The 20,393-nt window shown below is 41.7% G+C and carries 15 protein-coding genes; 7 read left to right on the top strand and 8 right to left on the bottom strand.

All coding sequences use genetic code 11. The annotated features are described in order from the left end of the window. Positions 1-539 precede the first annotated feature (539 nt). The 4 genes from ATH1_RS0113505 to ATH1_RS22480 all read right to left on the bottom strand — a co-directional run bounded on the left by ATH1_RS0113505 (position 540) and on the right by ATH1_RS22480 (position 4,947). Positions 540-896 (bottom strand): hypothetical protein, encoded by a 357-nt coding sequence (locus tag ATH1_RS0113505; RefSeq protein WP_010422668.1) that lies wholly within the window; start codon positions 894-896, stop codon positions 540-542. Between the two features lie 216 nt (positions 897-1,112). Continuing rightward, positions 1,113-1,334 (bottom strand): hypothetical protein, encoded by a 222-nt coding sequence (locus tag ATH1_RS0113510; RefSeq protein WP_010422670.1) that lies wholly within the window; start codon positions 1,332-1,334, stop codon positions 1,113-1,115. A gap of 21 nt (positions 1,335-1,355) precedes the next feature. Beyond that, complete coding sequence (locus ATH1_RS0113515; RefSeq protein WP_139035427.1) at positions 1,356-4,001, bottom strand: Ig-like domain-containing domain; 2,646 nt, start codon at positions 3,999-4,001, stop codon at positions 1,356-1,358. Between the two features lie 814 nt (positions 4,002-4,815). Further along, a complete protein-coding gene (locus ATH1_RS22480) occupies positions 4,816-4,947 on the bottom strand; it encodes a hypothetical protein (protein ID WP_280959769.1) in 132 nt (43 codons plus the stop codon). A gap of 180 nt (positions 4,948-5,127) precedes the next feature. On the opposite strand from ATH1_RS22480, the gene ATH1_RS0113525 reads away from it, so the two are divergent. Beyond that, a complete protein-coding gene (locus ATH1_RS0113525) occupies positions 5,128-5,436 on the top strand; it encodes a nucleotidyltransferase domain-containing protein (protein ID WP_010422673.1) in 309 nt (102 codons plus the stop codon). Next, positions 5,433-5,915, top strand: coding sequence for a hypothetical protein (locus tag ATH1_RS0113530; RefSeq protein ID WP_010422674.1), 483 nt, complete (start codon positions 5,433-5,435; stop codon positions 5,913-5,915). Before ATH1_RS0113525 ends, ATH1_RS0113530 begins: the two co-directional genes overlap by 4 nt. Before the next feature lie 600 nt (positions 5,916-6,515). Here the strand turns inward: ATH1_RS0113530 and ATH1_RS0113535 are convergent. From ATH1_RS0113535 to ATH1_RS0113545, 3 genes are all read right to left on the bottom strand, one after another. Beyond that, a complete protein-coding gene (locus ATH1_RS0113535; protein ID WP_044115313.1) occupies positions 6,516-7,265 on the bottom strand; it encodes a class I SAM-dependent methyltransferase in 750 nt (249 codons plus the stop codon). A 492-nt stretch (positions 7,266-7,757) separates the two neighbouring features. Continuing rightward, positions 7,758-11,582, bottom strand: coding sequence for an Ig-like domain-containing protein (locus ATH1_RS22295; RefSeq protein WP_245531800.1), 3,825 nt, complete (start codon positions 11,580-11,582; stop codon positions 7,758-7,760). A 137-nt stretch (positions 11,583-11,719) separates the two neighbouring features. Continuing rightward, positions 11,720-12,769, bottom strand: a complete 1,050-nt coding sequence (locus tag ATH1_RS0113545; RefSeq protein ID WP_010422683.1) for an Ig-like domain-containing domain — start codon at positions 12,767-12,769, stop codon at positions 11,720-11,722. 14 nt (positions 12,770-12,783) lie between these two features. Between ATH1_RS0113545 and ATH1_RS21500 the strand changes: the two genes are divergently transcribed. The 5 genes from ATH1_RS21500 (at position 12,784) to ATH1_RS0113570 (ending at position 19,141) form a co-directional block, all read left to right on the top strand. Next, complete coding sequence (locus ATH1_RS21500; protein WP_010422685.1) at positions 12,784-12,927, top strand: hypothetical protein; 144 nt, start codon at positions 12,784-12,786, stop codon at positions 12,925-12,927. A gap of 835 nt (positions 12,928-13,762) precedes the next feature. Further along, a complete protein-coding gene (locus ATH1_RS0113555) occupies positions 13,763-14,977 on the top strand; it encodes an ATP-binding protein (RefSeq protein ID WP_010422686.1) in 1,215 nt (404 codons plus the stop codon). A gap of 559 nt (positions 14,978-15,536) precedes the next feature. Then, complete coding sequence (locus ATH1_RS0113560; RefSeq protein WP_010422689.1) at positions 15,537-16,688, top strand: glycosyltransferase; 1,152 nt, start codon at positions 15,537-15,539, stop codon at positions 16,686-16,688. Between the two features lie 40 nt (positions 16,689-16,728). Then, positions 16,729-18,588, top strand: coding sequence for an asparagine synthase (glutamine-hydrolyzing) (asnB, locus tag ATH1_RS0113565; RefSeq protein WP_010422691.1), 1,860 nt, complete (start codon positions 16,729-16,731; stop codon positions 18,586-18,588). Positions 18,589-18,778: 190 nt separating this feature from the next. After that, a complete protein-coding gene (locus tag ATH1_RS0113570) occupies positions 18,779-19,141 on the top strand; it encodes a four helix bundle protein (RefSeq protein ID WP_010422692.1) in 363 nt (120 codons plus the stop codon). A 769-nt stretch (positions 19,142-19,910) separates the two neighbouring features. Here the strand turns inward: ATH1_RS0113570 and ATH1_RS22300 are convergent. Next, on the bottom strand, positions 19,911-20,390 hold the full coding sequence (locus ATH1_RS22300; protein ID WP_010422694.1) for a glycosyltransferase family 4 protein: 480 nt from the start codon (positions 20,388-20,390) through the stop codon (positions 19,911-19,913). Positions 20,391-20,393: the final 3 nt, after the last annotated feature.

Here is a 20,393-nt window from a genome sequence, read left to right on the forward strand (position 1 = left end):
ACCTAAGTCATTGTAATGATGCAACTTATCATACTTTAATTGATGGTAGATTCTTCGCTCCGCTCAGAATGACAGACTGTCCAATGTCATTCTGAGGAGGTAACGACGAAGAATCTGTTCCCTGTTTTTGGTTTCTTTGATGATTAGAGGTTAATTATACATGTTCTTTTGTGATAAACCTTGTCATGCTCGTTTCACTTGTTCGGTAAATCATTCCGGGGATTGGTAATGCTTTACCTGCAATATATAAAATAATGTCTTGTGTAATCGCGAAACATGATTTTAGTCAAATCCAAAGTTAGTAATTTATGATTTTTTATTCATGCCTTTTGCTGATTTTTTTCATTAATTGGTTTCGGGCCCCCTGAATTAGCAGGGAGGGGGAGTTCCGGGTTTCGGGTTTTCGAGTTTCGAGTTTTCGAGTTTCGAGTTTTGTCTTTTGTGCGTTGACTGTTCCCTTGTCACTCATGGAAGTAATATGTTATGCGACAATATCTTAGTTTCTGTATTTTAGGCTTTGCGGGTTGACGGTTCCCCATTTAGGGGGTTGGGGGGGTTCGCGACAGGGTTTGGGTTCCAGGGTTTTCGTGTTCCGAGTTTCGTGTTTCTGGTTTTGCGGGTTGACCGTTCCCCCTATAGGGGGTCAGGGGGTGTGCGACAGGGTTATGTGTTTTGGGTTCTGGATTAAGTATTGGGGTGTCAACCTCATTTTCAACCTTATCCTCATCCTCAATCTCATTTGATAATTGGTTATTGAAATAATCTGTGTAAATCTGTGCCATCTGTGGTGCACTCTCATCCTTAACCTTAACCTTAACCTTAACCTCAGCCTCATTTGTTATTGAAGAGATTCTTCGTCGTACCTCCTCAGAATGACAAATTGCACTGTCTGTCATTCTGAGCGAAGCGAAGAATCTATCATCTTATATCTAAAAATCTAATCATCTTTTTTGACTATTTTTAAATCTGTGCTCATCTGTGTTATTTGTGGTGCACTCTCAACCTCAACCTTAGCCTTAACCTTAGCCTCAGCCTTTATCTGATTATTGTTAAATCCATGTAAATCTGTGACATTCGTGGTGCACTCTGCAGAACAAGAAAAAATCCCTTCCTTAGCGCTGGAAGGGATTGTCTTCGAAATTATTATCTTTTAGTTGGTTGTCCCCTGTCGTGGATTCGTCTGAAGATGTTGAAGTGTCTGAACCACCAGATGATGTAAAAGGTGGCTGATCGGGCGGATAATATTCTGAAACAGATTGCAAAGCAATCGTCTGATCCAGTACCACTTCTGTCAGCTCGGGTTGGTTATATATTTTCTTTTCCTTCTGTCTCATTCTAAACAAAAAACAATTTGTTTAGAAAACAGTCTTGAACTCAAGTTTTTCTTTTTCTGATTCTACAATCATTATGATCATTCCTTTCCTTGAGACCATGATCCTGTTTTCCGATTCGGGATTTAATGTACCGCTGTCAATAACTTTGCCATTAATATCCAACAATTTGTAAGTTGGATTGTTTAAAGGGCCAATATATGCAATTATTTCAGAATTGTTTGTATAGAAGTAGGATTTTTTCACCTCCTCATCTTTTGTTTCTTCTTCAATATTAGTTATGACGCTTTCTGTTTCTGTTCCGGAGATATGAAGAACTAACCTTGAGTTGTCGGTACCTTTTTCGTTCACATCAAATTCATAAGTTCCGGTTGCAGAAAAATCGATGAATTCGGATGTGACTTTATCTTCCAGCATGACACGCGAACCGGGAGGTAAAGTATTATCTTTGACATTGATTTGTACGATGCCGGTTGTATCCATTTTAAAACCAAGGGGAACAGACAATTCGTTTTGTGCGGGCAGTAGTCCGTTGATGGCCAATTCCAGAGAGCCTTCAAGCGTGTAAATTTGACAAAAGTTTTTGTTTGTTGCAAGTTTCTTCTCAGTGTCGAAGGCATCTCCCAAATTATTCGATGCCTCTGAAGTGAAAACCAACGCAGTTTCGTCGGTTATGCTGTTGCCATTGAGCGTGGATTCCAGCTTTAAAGTCGGATATTTGGTTGATGAGGCCGATTTGAGATAAGACATACTGTCAACTTCCAAAGCAGTGGTGAGGAACCCGATAGAAGCTGTGCTGTAGCCGGGCCTTACTTTTACCCAAAAAGCCTGATGCGAAGGAATATCTGGTTTGTAATTTTCAATGCCTATGCCTATGCCTGAACTTGCATTATAGGTATTATATTTTCCAATGATATTGTCCCATATCCAGAAGGAGTAAGCGACTTTTGCGGTGTCGATTTCCAGTTCAGTAAAATCGACAGTGGCACTAAACGGATTGGCGACAAGGTTCCAGCCGAGTCCGCCATTATTATTTCTTTCGAGTTCTACCGTTACGTCAGAAGTAACAGGAGTGCCTGTGAAGATCATAGAATTCTCGCTCCGGCAAATATATCCCTTCCCGGGAACCAGGGGCGTATCATCATCCAGGATGATATAGCTATTGTCTGCATTTTTATATTGAAACAGATAATTGGTAATTCCAATTGTTGCCTTAGTTGCTCCGGTGACGGGAACGCCAAAATTGTAATTACGATCGGGAGCAGAGACATTTTGGTGGAAACGGACCCTGGCAGGATCAACAATAACGGTGCCGCCATAGGGGATAAATGATGCATTGATTTCGGATGAAGATTGGAGCACAAATTCTCCATTGATGGTAAGGCTTCCCCCGGTTTGGGAGAGGGATGCTCCGGGTTCGATAAAAAGATTATTTACAGAAATGTCGGAACTGATAACCGGATAACTTTCTTTTCCTGAAGGAATAATGACACTGTTGCCATCGGGGTAAGCAGAAGCGTCCCAGTTGTCTGCATCCTTCCAGTTGGTATTGTCGTTGGAACTTTCTCCCGTCCAGATAATCAGGTCTTCAGTTGTGAACGTTTTATCACTCGATAATTCAGACTGAACATTCCCAAATCGGTCTTCAAATTTATTTAAAAAGCTGATGGTATAGGTGGTATTTTCATTTAACTCTGCTTCGGGAATTATTGTTAATGTTTTTCCATCACTGCTGAAAGTAATGCTGTAGGAAATGACTGTACTTCCTTCTTTTAACTTGATGTAATTATCAATGTTTGAATTATTCAAAATGGCACTGTCGATACCAAATATTTTTTCTGAATATTTAAGAATTATGGTGGTATAAATTGAAACATTCGTGGCCCCATTGGGGGGGCTAATATTGCTTAGACTGGGAGCTATCAGGTCAATATCTTTGGTTTTAATGTCGGAATATCCAGAGCTGCTGGATGCGACTATATGAACATAATAAGTATTTCCTGGAGTTAAAGAAGAAATATCAATGGACTCACTGAATGGCTGGTCGGCATACATGGTGCCATTTCCTGATAATACGTCGTTGCCATTTTGATCTTGACCTGCTTCAATTTGTAACTCTGAAGGAGGATCCAAATTTGGGGTAATAACGTAGTAATAATGGCCATCCTGATCAGTACGACCGTTCAGTGTGATGCTGGTTGGAGACTGATTGGAAAGGTTTGGATAGCCTGAAGACCAGATAGGAGTACCTGAGACAGTAGTAAATTTCCAATGTGGAAAATTTGGATTACCATAAAAAAGTTCATTCCAATAAACACCGTCAACAGTTATTGCATTTTCATCAGTATTGATTACGTATTCGGTATTTTCGTCGAGAAGGTATGAAGACAAATCAATAGTTAAAACATTATCTGTAATTGAGAGGGCAGGGTCTGGGCCACTTTTACCCCCTGTCGATAAGCTAAAATAATCTCCTCCAATAACTTCAATATAAATAAGATTATTTGGAACAAAGGCAATTTCAGAACCCGGTTCGAAAGTAATTGTAAGAATAGGAGAGGTTGCCACATCTTCTGCACCTATTTCCGGAGAATAAGTTTGTCCCCAGATAGTAAAGTTCATAACACTCAAAACTCCAACTAACCCAACTTTTAGTAAAAACTTTTTCATAACGCTAAATTTAACCCTGTGTGTAACCATGTTCAAAGGCATTGACTATTTTTGAGCCCGGTCTAAAAAGCCTCTTTGTTACCAAACTCAGTGTTGTTTTAAATTTTTGCATCCTCATTAACTATGAGTTAGTTCCGGCACAAAAATTTAAAACGCCTCGATTTTGACAAAAATATGCTTTTTATACTACACTCATCTTTGTATTCAATAGGTCGTTAGTTTCTTAGAAGTTGTGAGTCAATTGTTTAGTGATATTTAGTGGTGATTATTGAAACGCTGAATTTCAATTTTATGACTCATCTTAAATTTTACTTCAATTATCCAACGATCTATTGAAAAAATTAATGCCATAAATTTACCAGTTTCTACGTGTCTGCCATAGCAAAAGGTGCATGAATGAGGGAGTTAGTTGATGAATGGGGATAAAGTGTTGACGAAAGTATTGACGGATTTTGGTAAAATTGAGTTCCGTGTTCCGTGTTTCGTGTTCTGAGTTTTGAGTTTTGGGTTCTGTGGTTGACGGTTCCCCCTTTAGGGGGTCAGGGGGTGTGCGACAGGGTTCTGAGTTTTGAGTTTTCGTGTTCCGTGTTCCGTGTTTTGTGAGTTGACCGTTCCTCTGCCCCTTTAGGAGATAAGGTGTTGTGCGACAATGTTTTGGGTTCTGAGTTTTGGGTTCTGCGGTTGACGGTTCCCCCCTTTAGGGGGTTAGGGGGTGCGCGACAGGGTTTTGTGTTTCGGGTTCTGGATTAAGTATTGGGGTGTCAACATCATTTTCAACCTGATACTCAATCTCAATCTCAACCTCAGCCTCAACCTAAACCTTAGCCTCAACCTCATCCTCATCCTCAACCTCATTTGGCCAGGGAAGAGATTCTTCGTCGTTCCTCCTCAGAATGACACTGATGCCGAGTGTCATTCTGAGCGAAGGGAAGAATCTATCTCTCAACCTTAACCTCAACCTTAACCTTTATTTGACCCTCGTTAAATCTGTGTTCATCTGTGTTATCTGTGGTGAATCTCAACCTCAACCTCAACCTCAGCCTCAACCTCAGTCGCCCCGTTTAAACCCGATATTTTGCTGCAAAGTTGCAATTTTCAAGTTTCAAAGGTATTTTTGAAATAAAAAATGCGCATATCTTCCTTTGAAAAAGAGATTATAATAAGAGAAGCCCGCAGATGGTTTGGTCAGAACTGCCGGGTGTTGTTGTTTGGTTCACGAACCAATGATGCCAAACAAGGGGGGGATATTGACCTTTTTATAGTTCCTTCTGACAAGAATAATCTTTATATGAATAAAATACATTTTCTGGCTGCAATAAAATCAGAAATTGGTGATCAAAAAATTGATGTTGTTGTACAGTATGGTGAAGATGATGACCGAATGATTGTTGAGACTGCGCGTAGGGAAGGAATAGAATTAAGTATAAGAAAATGACTAATAAACAAAAAGATAAGCTAAAAAAAATTATTGAATCCGGTAGAATTCATGTTGATCGCATTAATAGCGCATATAATGCAGTTAAGGAGATACTCCCTTTAAATTCAGAACGATTTACAACATTGTCAACTGATAAAAGGGCTTTTATTGACCAATATATTTTCAGGTTTGCTAAACTTCAGGATTTAATTGGGCAAAAGCTATTTAGAGAAACACTGGAAGCGCTTGGGGAGGATACATCCCAAATGACTTTTATTGATGTTTTCCACAGGCTTGAAAAGTATAATATTGTGTCAGGTATAGAAAAATGGCAGGTTTTGCGTGAAATCCGAAATGATGTTGCTCATGAGTATCCGTTAATGATCCAGGAAACCATTGACTCAGTAAATGCTATTTTAAACAAGAAAGATGAATTGATAGCTTTTTTTGAACGCATTGATGAATTTTTGCAAAATAAAAAATTGAGCCCGGTCTAAAAAGCCTCTTTGTTACCAAACTCAGTGTTGTTTTAAAATTTTGCATCCTCATTAACAATGAGTTAACTCCGGTACAAAAATATAAAACGCCTTGATTTTGACAAAAATATGCTTTTTATACCGCACTCAAAATTGCTTTAGTTGCCGGTTCACTTGTTATTTGAAGAGATTCTTCGTCGTTCCTCCTCAGAATGACAATGATGTTATCTGTCATTCTGAGCCACTTCGACGAATCTATCAAATTGTGACAGATTCTTCGTCGTTGCCTCCTCAGAATGACACCGTGCTGTTTGTCATTCTGAACGTAAGTGAAGAATCTATAACTAATGCATCGCTTTATCTTAATGAGATTCTTCGTCGTACCTCCTCAGAATGACAAATTGCACTGTCTGTCATTCTGTGACCCTGCGAAGAATCTATCATCTTATATTTAAAAATCTAATCCTCTTTTTTATTATTGTTAAATCTTTGCTCATCTGTGTTATCTGTGGTAAATTCTCAGCCTCAACCTCAGCCTCAATCTCAGTTGGTTATTGAAGAGATTCTTCGTCGTTGCCTCCTCAGAATGGCACTGATGCTGTGTGTCATTTAAAGTACCATTTATCTCATTTTTGCCAGATAGTCATAATGGTTGCCTTCGGCAATTCGTTCAAAACGGAAACCGTTTTTTTCGGCATGATAAGCCAGCAGCTGATCGTCGATGAAAAGCCAGGGAAAGCGACGACCTTTCCTGCCTTTGTAGCTCATCCGGTATTCAACTTCGCCATAGTATTTGTTGTTGAGGTTGATCAGAATGGTTCCGTCATCTTCGAGAAACAGATAACGTAAATCGGAGCTGTCGACCAGTATCCGGCCACCGGGGTTCAGAAGTTTTCGTGCAAGGGTAAAGAAGTCTTGAAGACGATAGGTGGTGCCGACAATTCCGATGCCATTCATCAGCATCAGAAGTGTGTCGTATTTGTCGTATTTGGTTTCGCCGGTTAAAGAGAAAAAATTCATTTGACGTACATTCTTAACGCCTCTTTTTTGCATAACATCGCAAGCACCGGCGGATATTTCGAGGGCGGTAACTTCCAGTCCCTGTTGTTGTAACCATAATGCATGAGAGCCGGCTCCCGCACCTATGTCGAGAACTTTTCCCCTGCAGTGTTTCAGTGCTGTTTGTTCCAGGAATGGCATTTGGGCAAAAGATCGAAACAAATAGTTGACGGGGATTTGATCGGTTTCGGCTATGTTGCTCCAGACTTCTATTTTAAGGTTGTCGTCGGGATGATGGTAGTAATCACGGCAGGCAGTGCCGATGATGTCAATGTCAGATATATGACTGGATGCTGTGCTTTGTTTTTTCAATGTTACCGGGTGTTTTTTGCAAATGTAGGTGTTTTTGTCATGCTGAGCTTCTGCGAAGAATCTAAGCATCTATTAATCTTATCCTTATCCTTATCCTCATCCTCAAATATAATTGGCAGAGATTCTTCGTCGTGCCTCCTCAGAATGACAAATTGCACTGTCTGTCATTCTGAACGAAGTGAAGAATCTATTCTCAACCTCAACCTCAGTCTTAATCTCTCTTTATCACTGTTAAATCTGTGTAAATCTGAGATATCTGTGGTGAATTCTTGGCCTCAGCCTCATTTGGTCTTGGCAGAGATTCTTCGTCGTTACCTCCTCAGAATGACAAATTGCACTGTCTGTCATTCTGAACGAAGTGAAGGATCTATTCTCAACCTCAACCTCAGTCTTAATCTCTCTTTATCACTGTTAAATCTGTGTAAATCTGAGATATCTGTGGTGTACTCTCAGCCTCAACCTCAACCTTAACCTCAACCTTAACTTCTTGTCTTACTCTATGCCAACTTTGTGTTCTTCCTTTCCTTTGTCCGAGACTATCGTGACGATGTAAATGCCTGCGCCGGGGGCAGGGATGCGGTTGAGAGACTGTGGCACCAGGTTACCGTTATCGATTGTTCTTCCGCTTATATCGGTTAAATGATAGCGCAGATTGTTCTTGTCGGGTGTCTTTATTACTATTTGTTTGTTTTGAGCATACACTGTACACTGGTTTTGTTTTTCGCCGTGATTGGTAATATTTGTAGGCACGGTTTGAGTCACCATTTTCAGCGTGAACCGGGTATCGTTGCTTCCAATGCTGTTGACAGTAAAATGATATGGATTTTCGAGAGATAATGTCCATTCGGTATTTTGATCGTGATCGATCAGAATGATACTCTCCAGGTTTGTCATCGTCTGATTCACCAGTTCAATTTGGTATTCACCTGCTTTGGCGGCATAATAACCTATTGGAAATTCTTTGGTTTCGGTGAAAGCGGGAATAGCATTAATGGCGATTTTCCTGTTTTCGAAAGGAGAGAATAACTCGAGCGCATCCGAAGTTGTTGAAAACTTCTTGTCGGAATCGAGCCGGTCAAGGTTATCGGAGGCCTCGTGGTTGATAACAATGGCCGTTTCGTCTTTTACCATACCGTTGCTTCCGGCAATTTTTACCAGTTCAGGCGTAAATGTTGATTTCAGATACGAAGTCGTATTGGCCAGAAGGTTTGAAGTAGAGAACGTGATGGAGGCCGAATCATTGTGTGTTTCTGTCGGTACTTTTATCCAAAAAGCCTGATAGGAAGGAATGATTGGAGAATCGATATTGACACCGGTACCTAATTCATAATTGTAAACACCATAAACTTCGTCGCGATTTTGCCATATCCAGAAAGCATCCTCTACATTGGTTTTTGAAAGTGTAGTCCAGTTGAGTGATCCGGTAAAGGGGTTTCCCACGAGGTTCCATCCGAGGGCGCCGGAAGACCAGCGCGGCTGGACGACTATTTCAGAAAGATTGATGTCACCCGAGAAGATAATTTTTTCAGTATCGCTTCTCAGAATATAGCCTGTTCCCGGGGTTAGTATGGTATTATCATCAACTTCTTCATAATAGCCCGTGCTGTTGTTATAGACAAATAATTTGTTGGTTACGCCCATTGTAGCCTTGGTTGTGCCTGATGTTGGCGAAGAGATATTGTAGTTGATGCTGTCGGCGGTGATGATTTGTTCTATTTTAACACTGTCGGCATTTACATTCAGAATACCACCGGTGTTCAGATAAGAAGCATTTTTATCGGCAGATGAACGCAGCCTGAACTCGCCGTTAACAGTTATTGTACCGGCAGAGTGCTGCATAACAGCTCCGGCCTCCAGGTCGATGTTGTAAACGGGAACAGAACTGTCAGCGATTAGAGGATTGGCAGATGAAGGAACGTAAATACTGGTGTTTTCGGTGAAACTTCCGGTGGTCCAGTTGTCGGGGTCAGTCCAGTCGCCGGGGTCAGTACCTAAACCGCTCCAGATGTTTTTTTTGTCGGTTGTAAAAGTACTTGTTGTACTTCCCGATTGGATGTTACCAATCTGGTCTTCAACGGCGTTCATCGTTACTGAATATTCTGTGAGAGGCGACAGGTTGATGTTCGGATTTACTGTTATTACATTGGTTGATGTATTGATGGAAACCGAGCAGTTTACCGTATCTACTCCCTGCATCAGCGATACAAAATCCGAAACATTCGTGTTGTCAATAGCAGTGCCTGAGCTATAGACGGATTCGTTGAATGAAATGATGATGTTGCCTTCTTCCGGGAAATTGGTGGTTCCGTCAGCAGGTTCGATGGTGGTGACGGGAGGCATTTTATCGATTTCTATAGATGCCGTTTCGGAAAAAATATCTTTATCAGGATGTTTCGCGATGGCATGCAACCAGTGATAGCCTTGGGAAAGAGAGGAGATATTAATATTCTGATGTATGGTATCGTTGTTGGCTTGCAGTGACCCATTCCCGGATGCCGCGGCCGGATTGCCATCGGATTTCTGACCGTTCATGATCTGCGTATTCGATGGCGGGGTGGAGCTTGAAGTGACCACAAAGTAATAATCGGCATCTTTGGTTGTCATCAGTGCCAGATCAATATTGTCGGGCGTTATGGAATTAAAATAGGGATAGCCGCTGCTGAATTCCGGCGGAGCGGGTAATGTGGTAAACACCCACTCGGTGGTGTCGGTAATGCCGGCAAAATGAAATCCTGATGACTCTGATTTCACGAAGCCTTCATCAATGGTCACGTATAATGTTTCATCGTAAGGCAGGGTAATGTTTGGAAACGAAAGCCGGTTCCCGTCAATGGTCAGGTTTGAAAAGGACGAGGCGACAATAGTAACCGCGTCGGTTCCGTCCGGATGATGTATGATCATGTTGCCACTGCCTCTTACAATGTTTTCATCAAACGTGAGGGTCAGAACGGAATCAACAGGGATATCAATGCTGTTGTTTCCGGGTTCAAAGGTTGTGATTCGGGGGCCTGACGGGGTAGTAAAAGTCCATTCGGTTGTATCCTGTATGCCGCCAAAGGCAACGCCACTGGTTGCCGACTTAACAAAACCCGGAGCGATGGTGATGTAGTATCCTGTATCAGGGGTAAAATCAAGATGTGATATGGTTAAAATACTGTCTGTTATATCTATATATTCGGTGTCATCTATTATTGAAACGGATTGAAATCTGACACCTCCGGAATTGGCATAGTTGATGCGCAATGATCCCGATGTTCCGGCTTCTATGATTTCGCTGAATGTAACAACCAGGTTCTCGCCGGCAGTGGAGACTTCACTTCCGTTGGCGGGTGACAAAGAACTTATCGTTGGCGGGTTGGCAGTGGTAAATCGCCATTGTGTGGCGTCGCTGATTCCGTGGAACGGGACATCTGTGGCCAGTGAGCGAACCACATTGCTGTCTATTCTGACAAAATAGGTTGTGCCTGCATCGAAATCATTATGTGAAATGTGCAATTCGTTGTTGTTGATGCTCAATAATCCGGCATCGAAAGGAATGTCCTGAAAATAGGTATTATCTTCATACCTGATTTTTATATAACCGGAAGAGCCCGTTTTTATGTTTTCTGTAAAAGTAAGTATCAGGGATTGATCGACCGGGGCCTTCGTTTCGTCCTGTAAGGGGAAGTATCCGCTTATCGTGGGAGCACCCGCAGTTGTGAAATTCCAGCTGGCATCGCTGATTCCGTCCCAGGTAGTTCCGGTAGAAGATGAGAGAACCAGTCCCGGATCAACATGTATGAAATATTCTGTTTCAGGCATCAATTCCGAATGATGGATGATCAGTGTATCGTTGCTTACTGAGAGTTGTCCGCTGTCATAGTTGACGGACTCAACAACCGAACTGTCGCCCGCCAGGCAGATGGTAATACTACCGGAAGTCCCGATGGATATGGCTTCGTTGAAGTCGATTTTCAGAGGCGTGGATATGGATGCACCGGTTGATGCAGCTTCGGGTGTGTATGTTTCCACTACAGGACCGCCGGTTGTGGTGAAAGTCCATCGTGTTGTGGAACTTATACCCTCAGCAGCTATGGCTGTGGATGCCGAAACAGCCAGGCCTTCGTCGGCCAGAACATAAAAAGAAGTGTTTCCCCAAAGCGGATCATGAGAGATTTGCAAAGAGTTATCAGTTACGGAGAACAAGCCGGCATCGGTGCCGGTGTTTATTGTCTGAAATAGCTGATTGTCGCTTACTCTGTGTATATAAAGGTTTTTATTGTCGCCGAGTGCAATGTTTTCACTGAAGTTGAGTTCCAGTACACGGTTGCCTTCCACATCAGTTTCGCCATCCGGAGAAAAACCAGTGATGTTAGGTGCAGCAGCAGTGGTGAAAGTCCATCCCAGGGTGCTTTCATTCAATACTTCTGAGGCGATGTTATTGTCATCGGCCGTTACCAGTCCTTCTTCAACAACTATGTCGAAGGTGGTGTTGCCCGGGAAATCGTTGTGACTAATGGTAAGTTTATTATCGATGCTGTTGTAGGAAAAAAGACCGGCATCGGTGGTGGTGTTAATAGTTTGAAATATGGTACCGCTGTCGTAGTATATGATAACATTTTTATCACTGGCAAGGGAGACAGGCTCGTTGTATCTGATGATAAGGGGGGCATCGGCATGGACGGCAGGCTCCGGCAGATTGGCCGGAGAAAAACCGGCCGAGGCCGGGCCCCGAAGCTGACTGTAAACGACCATTCAGTGGCTCCGTCGATGGCCGCTGATCCCACGCCTGTGCTTTGGGATGTGACAAATCCTTCGTCGACATCAATATAAAAACCCTGATTACCATTGAAAGCATCGTGACTGATGTTGACGTCATGATCAGAGCCGGAGATGGTGATTAATCCGGCGTCGTCTGTAGTGTTGATGGTCTGAAAAAGAGTACCCCCATCTTTATAGATATAGAGGTTTTTATTAGTGCCTGAGTTAATTGCTTCGTCGAAAGTAAGCGTGAGTGTTTCCAACCCGGTTACCCCGGTGGCATCGTTTACCGGCGATTTGGAAGATAACCCCGGACGCGACACTGTGGTGAAACGCCATCGGGTGTTGATGTCGTCAATGCCGGCAAAACCGGTACTGTCGGCAGCGCTTTCGATGGCGCCTTCTTCAATGATAACGGAGTATTCTGTTTCGGGGGAAAGAGAAGAGTTCTCCAAATTTATGAACAGCGTGTCGACATTTATATGTATATCTGAAGAAAAAACATCTCCTCCGAACATGAATACGTTGAATACTACGTTTGACGGGGAGTTGGTTTCGTATACTTTTATACGTTTTACAATTTCTGGATCTGTATTGAAAATAATATCTATATCAAATTCCAGCTGTAATTCCACATCCAGCGGAACATCAATAGCATTTGTGTCAGGAGAGAACGATACAATTTCAGGTGCCTGTCCCTGCATTACCCCTGCAGAACCAAACAGCAAGCAAAGAGCGGTGAGAAAGGGTAAAAACTTCTTCATATTCCTATATTTTTATGGATGCCGGGGAATGGGGCTCCCTGCATCAGGGTTACTTTAGTGGCGACGGAGACGAATGGAGTAAAATTTATGACGAATATACGAAAAATATTGATGAGTGGTTACGGGAAATTTTTGTTTACAACGCTTATCCCGGTTAACATACATCAGATGAACAGGAAAAACAGGATGTTCTAAAGAATATGTTCAATAATCAACTGAGGGTGAGGGTAAGGTTGAGGTTGAGGTTGAGAGTGCACCACAGATAACACAGATGCGCACAGATTTAACAATAGTCAAATAGAGATTAAGGCTGAGAGATAGATTCTTCGCTTCGCTCAGAATGACAAACAGCACGGTGTCATTCTGAGGAGGCACGACGAAGAATCTCTTCAGTGCTCAAATAAGAATTTGCTGAATATGATATAGTCATAGTGTGCTAAGTATTATTACAACTTCTGCCTGTCGTTTGCTTCTGATAACCTAACCTGGACAAGCCAGAGCAAAAAATAACTAAAAAGCTTAAGTCATAATTTGTCAGATTAGCTAATGGTTACGCAATTATTTTCTGTCGTCAACTAATGACACGAATGACTGTCGCATCAAAGATGCGGCTAAATTCGCGTTAATTCGCTCAAATTCGGTGATCCAAACAACAAATGGCGCAGCCATTTTTATAAATGAGTGCAGTATAAAAAGCATATTTTTGTTAAAATCAAGTCGTTTTAAATTTTTGTACCGGAGTTAACTTGCTGTTAATGAGGATGCAAAAATTTAAAACAACAACGAGTTTGGCAACAAAGATGCTTTTTAGACCATACTCATAAATATTTTGCCAAAAAATACAATAAAATTAGAGATAGGGTACTAAAAATCAACGACCTATTGTAATATGACCCAGTAAAAATGAAATACAATTGTAATGGATTACAAAAAATTAAAAATTATTTTGTAGTCCATTACATAAAATGATATATTGCATAAAAAAGTACGCGGATGGAGCAATTACATGAAATAAGCGATCGATTAATTAGTTCGGTAGGAAGCGGTTTTAAGCGTAGTTTGTTTTTCCGGATTAATCAGGATGAGCGTTTAACAGAAATTACCGGAGCTCGTGGAACGGGAAAGACCACTTTGTTGCTTCAGATGGCACAAAAGTTTGTAGTTGCGGGATTGAATGTGCTTTATGTTTCTTTAGATGTGCCTTTTTTCTTTAGAAACAGCTTGTTTGATTTGGCTGAAACTTTCTATAAGTACGGGGGACAGGTTCTTTTTATTGACGAAGTTCATAAATATCCCCCTAAACATAAGGATAGTGACTGGTCGAGGGAACTTAAAGGTATTTATGATGCTTTTCCTTCGTTGAAAATTTTTTATACCGGGTCTTCAGTTTTGGCATTGCATAAGGGACAGGGTGATTTAAGTCGCCGTAAGGTGAGTTATATGCTTCAGGGTCTTTCATTTCGTGAGTATATTGAGTTTTACCACAAAATAAAATTCCCCGTGGTTGCTTTGGAAGATGTTTTGAAATCTCACCAGTCCATCAGTCGGGATATTACTGATAAAATAAAGGTGCTGCCGGCCTTTGAGAAATACTTAAAGAGCGGTTATTATCCGTTTTATGTTGAAAGTCCGGAAAATTACTATAGCAAACTTTCAGAAATAATTGGTGTGGTAATTGATACAGATATTCCTGCTACGAGTGATGTGACTTACGAGTCACTTCACAAAATTAAACAATTGTTGGGCGTTATAACGACTTCAGTTCCTTATACCCCGAACTTATCTAATCTTTCATCTGAGCTTTATGTTGCGGATCAGCGTACCCTGATTAAATATATCAATTTACTTGAGAAAGCTGATTTGATAAAAACGCTTGGCGCCAAGGCTGTAGGTAATAAAATAATGAATAAACCTGCCAAAATTTATTTGAATAATACTAATTTGATGTTTGCCATTGATGCTGATAATTTGCAGACCGGAACACTGCGCGAAACATTTTTCTATAACCAGGTCGGTTTTGTAAATAAGGTCTCTTATCTACGGAAAGGTGATTTTCTGGTGAATGACAAATACCTTTTTGAAGTTGGCGGAAAGAATAAAACGAACAAACAGATTAAGGGTGTCGAAGAAGCTTTTGTCGCAGCAGACAATATTGAGGTTGGTTTTACGAATAAAATTCCACTTTGGCTTTTTGGGTTTCTTTATTGACGGGCGCCCTAAATCCCCTATGTTTGTGTTTCGTGTTCTGTGTTGAGAGTGTTTGTGTTTTCGGTTTTATTCATCCGTATAAAATTTAATTATTAAGGCCGGATGGAACTCGCATGCAAGGATTTATACATGTTCTTTTGTGACAATCTTTGTCATGCTCGTTTCATTCGTATAAAATTAGTCTAAGTTACTGGTCGAACGGAACTCGCATGATTGAGTTTATACATGTTTTTTTGTGACAATCTTTGTCATACTCGTTTCAATAGTTGTTGTTGCACAATATGGCTGGTCACAGATTCTTTGCAGGATAAATCGGCCGACCGGCTATGCCGCTTTGCTTTGTAAAGAGAGCCGGGCGTACACAGGTTGGTTGCTGCACAACTTTAATGATTGTACAGAGGCATTGGGCCTGAGGACTCATATATTGATAGCAAAGTGTGTGGTCATAAAATATCGACGCTGAGGGTGTCATATGTGATTGAATTCACTAACCACTATCCACTAAAAACTAACCACTAAAAACTAAAAACTAACCACTAACTACTATCTTTGCTCTGCTATGAGTAAGGAAAAGAAACGAATACTGATTACATACGATTATTTTACCCCTGCATTTAAAGCCGGAGGCCCTATACAATCGCTTACTAATATGGTTCGTTTGTTGGGAGAACGCTATGCGTTTTATGTGGTGACCCGGGATGTGGATTTAGATGGGACACAGCTGGAGGTTGAGAGTGATCAATGGATCAATTTTGAGGGTAAGGCAAAGGTGTTTTATGCTTCCAATAAAAATAAGGGCTTCTCAGGTATTTCCCGATTGCTTCAGAATGTGAGTCCGGATATTGTTTATATTAACGGGCTGTTTTCACTTTTTGCAACGGTTTATCCGCTAATCTATAATGCGTGGCATTCAAAAACGGGCCTGAAAGTAATTATTGCGCCGCGAGGCATGTTTCAAGAGGGTGCTTTGGCTCTGAAGGCTTCAAAAAAGACATATTACCTGATGGTGATGAAGCCTTTTATGAAAAGAGGTAATGTTGCCTGGCATGCAACGGATGAACAGGAAAAACAGGATATTCTGAAGAATATAGGAAAGAAAGCTTCCATATCGGTTGCCGGAAATGTGCCAGCTATAATTCAGGAAGGGAATCCTGTTGACTTTACCGGTAAAGAATTACGGCTGGTTACTGTTGCTTTGGTGGCAAGGAAAAAGAACCATCTCACTTTTTTAAGGGTACTTAGAAATTACACCGGGGAACGACCGATCGTTTATGACATTTATGGTCCTGTAAAGGATGAGGATTACTGGCGGGAATGCCGTCAAATAATGAATGAAATGCCCGCGAATGTTACAGTGAGCTATAAAGGGGCTGTGGAACCACCTTTGGTTGCCGGGATTCTTTCTAATTATCATTGTTTTGTATTGCCCACTTTTGGGGAAAATTTCGGGCATTCTATTTTTGAGGCCATGGCGGCCGGATTACCGGTTATGATCAGCGATAAAACGCCCTGGCAAAACATCGATAAGAAAGGAGCCGGATGGATTTTTGATCTGAATGTGAACGGTGATTTTGAAAGGGCACTGGAGGAACTAATAACTACTTCATCCGAAAAGCTTAAAAATAAGGGAGAGAAAGCAAAGAGACTGGCGAAGGCGTATTTGGAAAATGCCGGGCTTGAGGAACGGTATGAGGAAATGTTTGGCGGATAAACCGGGGGGGCATTAATTCATCAGCTCAATACTAAAAAATATGTGTGGAATCAACGGAATAGTTTCAAAAAAGATAAGAGATAAAGAAATCAGGGTTAAATCCATGAATGCCAGGCTGGCCCACAGAGGCCCTGATGATGAAGGTTTTTGGCAGGAAGGAGAGGCCGCCCTTGGTCACAAACGTTTATCCATCATTGACCTGTCCAATGCCGGGCATCAGCCAATGGTTTCGGCTTGTGGACGTTTTGTGCTGGTTTTTAACGGGGAGGTCTATAATTTCAGACAGCTGAGAAATAAGTTTGATTACCCTTATAAATCGTACACCGATAGCGAGGTAGTATTGGCTGCATGGGCAAATACGGGACCTGAATGTGTGGAACTGTTCAACGGCATGTTTGCTTTTGCGGTATGGGATAAAAAAGAGCAGGCTTTGTTTTTGGTAAGAGATCGCCTTGGCATAAAACCGCTTTACTGGAGTCTGAATGACGACGGTTTGTTTTTTTCTTCGGAAGTCAGGGCGCTTTTAGCATCAGGGAATGTATCAAAAGCGTTGAATGACGATTCGGTGGTTGATTTTTTAAGATATCAAACGGTACAGACACCTGATACCATATTAAAGGAGGTTCAGATGTTACTGCCCGGAACCATACTTACTTACAGGCTGAATGTTAACGAAGTAACTACTGATTCTTACTGGAATCCGTTTGAGAAGATTGAGCAGAAACGACCGGAGAGCTATGATGAGGTAAAGAAGAATGTCCGAAATTTCTTTTTTGAATCTGTGGAACGGCGGCTGGTTGCTGATGTGCCTTTCGGGGCTTTTCTTTCCGGAGGAATTGATTCAAGTGCTGTTGTGGGCGCCATGGCCAGGGTTTCCAACAACCAGATTGATACGTTTAATGTTGCCTTTTCGGAAGATGAATTTTCCGAAGCACCTTATGCCAGGTATGTTGCAAAAATGAACCGAACCAATCATCATGAAATACATCTGGAACCGGATGATTTTCTTCATCTGTTACCGGATGCTTTATCGGCCATGGATCATCCCAGTGGCGATGGCCCTAATACCTGGGTGGTTTCTAAAATGACCAAAGAGGCCGGTATTACCATGGCACTTTCAGGACTGGGCGGAGATGAGGTATTTGGCGGTTATGCCATATTTAACCGTATGATGGCATTGGAAAGAAGGAAATGGTTGTGGCGGTTGCCGCTGTTTTTACGGCAACTGGCCGGTAAGAATCTTGTTTCCCTGAAACCGGGAGTGGCTTCGTTAAAAGTGAAGCGACTTTTGGAAATGAAAGATTACAGCTTCGAAGAAGCCTTTGCCATTTCACGACAGGCTTTGATGGATTCCCAACTTGCCGGAATGCTGAACCGGAATGACCTGCCTGTACATTATCCCGTGGAATGGTTGAAAAAACAACGATTTCAAAAGGATGGAAATGTGTTATCACGGGTATCTGCGGCAGAGCTAACTACTTACATGCAGAATGTATTGCTCCGCGACAGTGATCAGATGAGCATGGCTCATGCTCTGGAGGTGCGTGTACCGTTCCTGGATCATGAGCTGGTGGAGTATGTGTTATCGTTACCTGATAATATTAAACGGCCGGTTACGCCCAAAAAGTTGCTGGTTGATAGTATGCCTGATCTTTTGCCTGATTACATTGTTAACCGGCCCAAGATGGGATTTGTTTTCCCCTGGCGCGACTGGCTGAAAGGCGAGATGCATGCCTATGCCGATGAACGCATTCGCTCAATAGCTCAACGGGAAATGTTTAATGAAAATGGCGTACTGGATATCTGGCAGCGGTTCCTGAATGGGGATGCTTCGGTGACTTTTTCGAGGGTGTGGCCGCTGGTGGTGTTGGAGGAGTGGATTAGGGGAGTAGGGGAGTAGGCGAGTAGGCGAGTAGGGGATTAGGCGAGTAGGTAAATAGGCAAGTAGGGGATTAGGCAAGTAGGTAAATAGGGGAGTAGGGGATTAGGCAAGTAGGGGATTAGGCGAGTAGGCAAGTAGGTAAATAGGCGAGTAGGGATTAGGCGAATAGGTAAATAGAGATTTTATAAACAAACCTAACTTATACATTATGGAGAATTTTAGTTTTAAGAAATTACTGGTCTGGCAGAAAGGGATGACTTTTGCTGAAAAGTGTTTAGATATTACGGAAACGCTCAAAGGGCATTACCGGCTTATTGAGCAATTGGAGGCGGCTGCTGCATCTGTTCCGCAAAATATTGCAGAGGGAGAGGGGCGCATCAGTGTTAAAGAAAATATCAATTACCTATATATTTCCAGAGGATCTTTGTATGAGTCTATTACAGTACTAAATTTGCTGTATTATAAAAATCTTATTTCTAAGGAAACGCTTGATGAACAAGAAACTATTGCCATAGAAATAACAAAAATGATATCTGCCCTGATTACTCAAAAACGAAAACAAATTATGTAGGCGAGTAGGGGATTAGAAAATAGGCGAGTAGGGGAGTAGGCGAGTAGGGGATTAGGCGAGTAGGCGAGTAGGTGAGTAGGTGAGTAGGTGAGTAGAGTTTAGGCAAGTAGGTATAGGGGGATTAGATTTTTTGGTATTAGCATATTCTCTACACTCTACTGGCCTAATTGCCTAAATTCTAATCTTCTAAACTGGATAAGTCAGAGCCAAAAATAATTTAAAAGCTAAAGTCATAATTTGTCGGATTAGCTAATTGCTACGCAATTATTTTTTGTCGTCAACGAAACGAGCATGACAAAGATTGTCTCAAAAGAACATGTATAAAACTCAATCATGCGAGTTCCATCCGGCCTTAATAAATAAATTTTATGCGGATGAAACGACTGGAAGGAGTTAGATAACACCTTAAAAAATCAATTATGAGCCCGGTCCAAAAAGTATCTTTGTTGCCAAACTCATTGTTGTTTTAAATTCTTGTATCCTCATTAACAACAAGTTAACTCCGGTACAAAAATTTAAAACGCCTGGATTTTGACAAAAATATGCTTTTTATACTGCACTCTATTATGATGTTGTCAATAAATGACTGTCGCATCAAGGTGCGACTAAATTCGCGTTAATTCGCACAAATTCGGTGATCCAAACAACAAATGGCGCAGCCATTTTTATAAATGCCAAAAAATACAACAAAATTAGAGATAATCTCCTAATCACCTAAATTCTAATCACCTACTCGCCTACTCGCCTACTCGCCTACTCGCCTACTCGCCTAAAACCTAATAACCCGACTGGCCCACATTTCCGGATCATAACCAATCCCCAGCCGGTGGCTGTGTCCGGCCATGGCTCTGAGTTCTACATCACTAAGGCTCATGATTCTTTTGAGGGCTTCTTTCAGACTTTCTTTGTTCTCATTCTCAAATAAAAAGCCGTTTTTGCCTTCTTCCAGGAATCGGGTGGTACCTCCAATGGCATTTGAGCAAATCATGGGGAAACCGGCTGCTGCCATTTCATGCACTACCACTCCCCAGGGTTCAAACCGGCTGGGTAATACAAATACACCTGCTCCCTTTAAGATATGTTTGAGTTCTTCGGGTTGCAGAAAACCGAGATGTTTGATTTTCGGATGGGCCGGACGTTGATCGAACAATTCGCCCGTGCCGGCACACCACAATTCCCACTTGTTGGGTGATTCTTCCTGAAGTTCCATGAAAGCAGGGAAGAGGAGGTCGAGTCCTTTTTGATGCACGTA

The organism is Anaerophaga thermohalophila DSM 12881 (genome assembly GCF_000191885.1).
GTDB lineage: Bacteria > Bacteroidota > Bacteroidia > Bacteroidales > Marinilabiliaceae > Anaerophaga > Anaerophaga thermohalophila.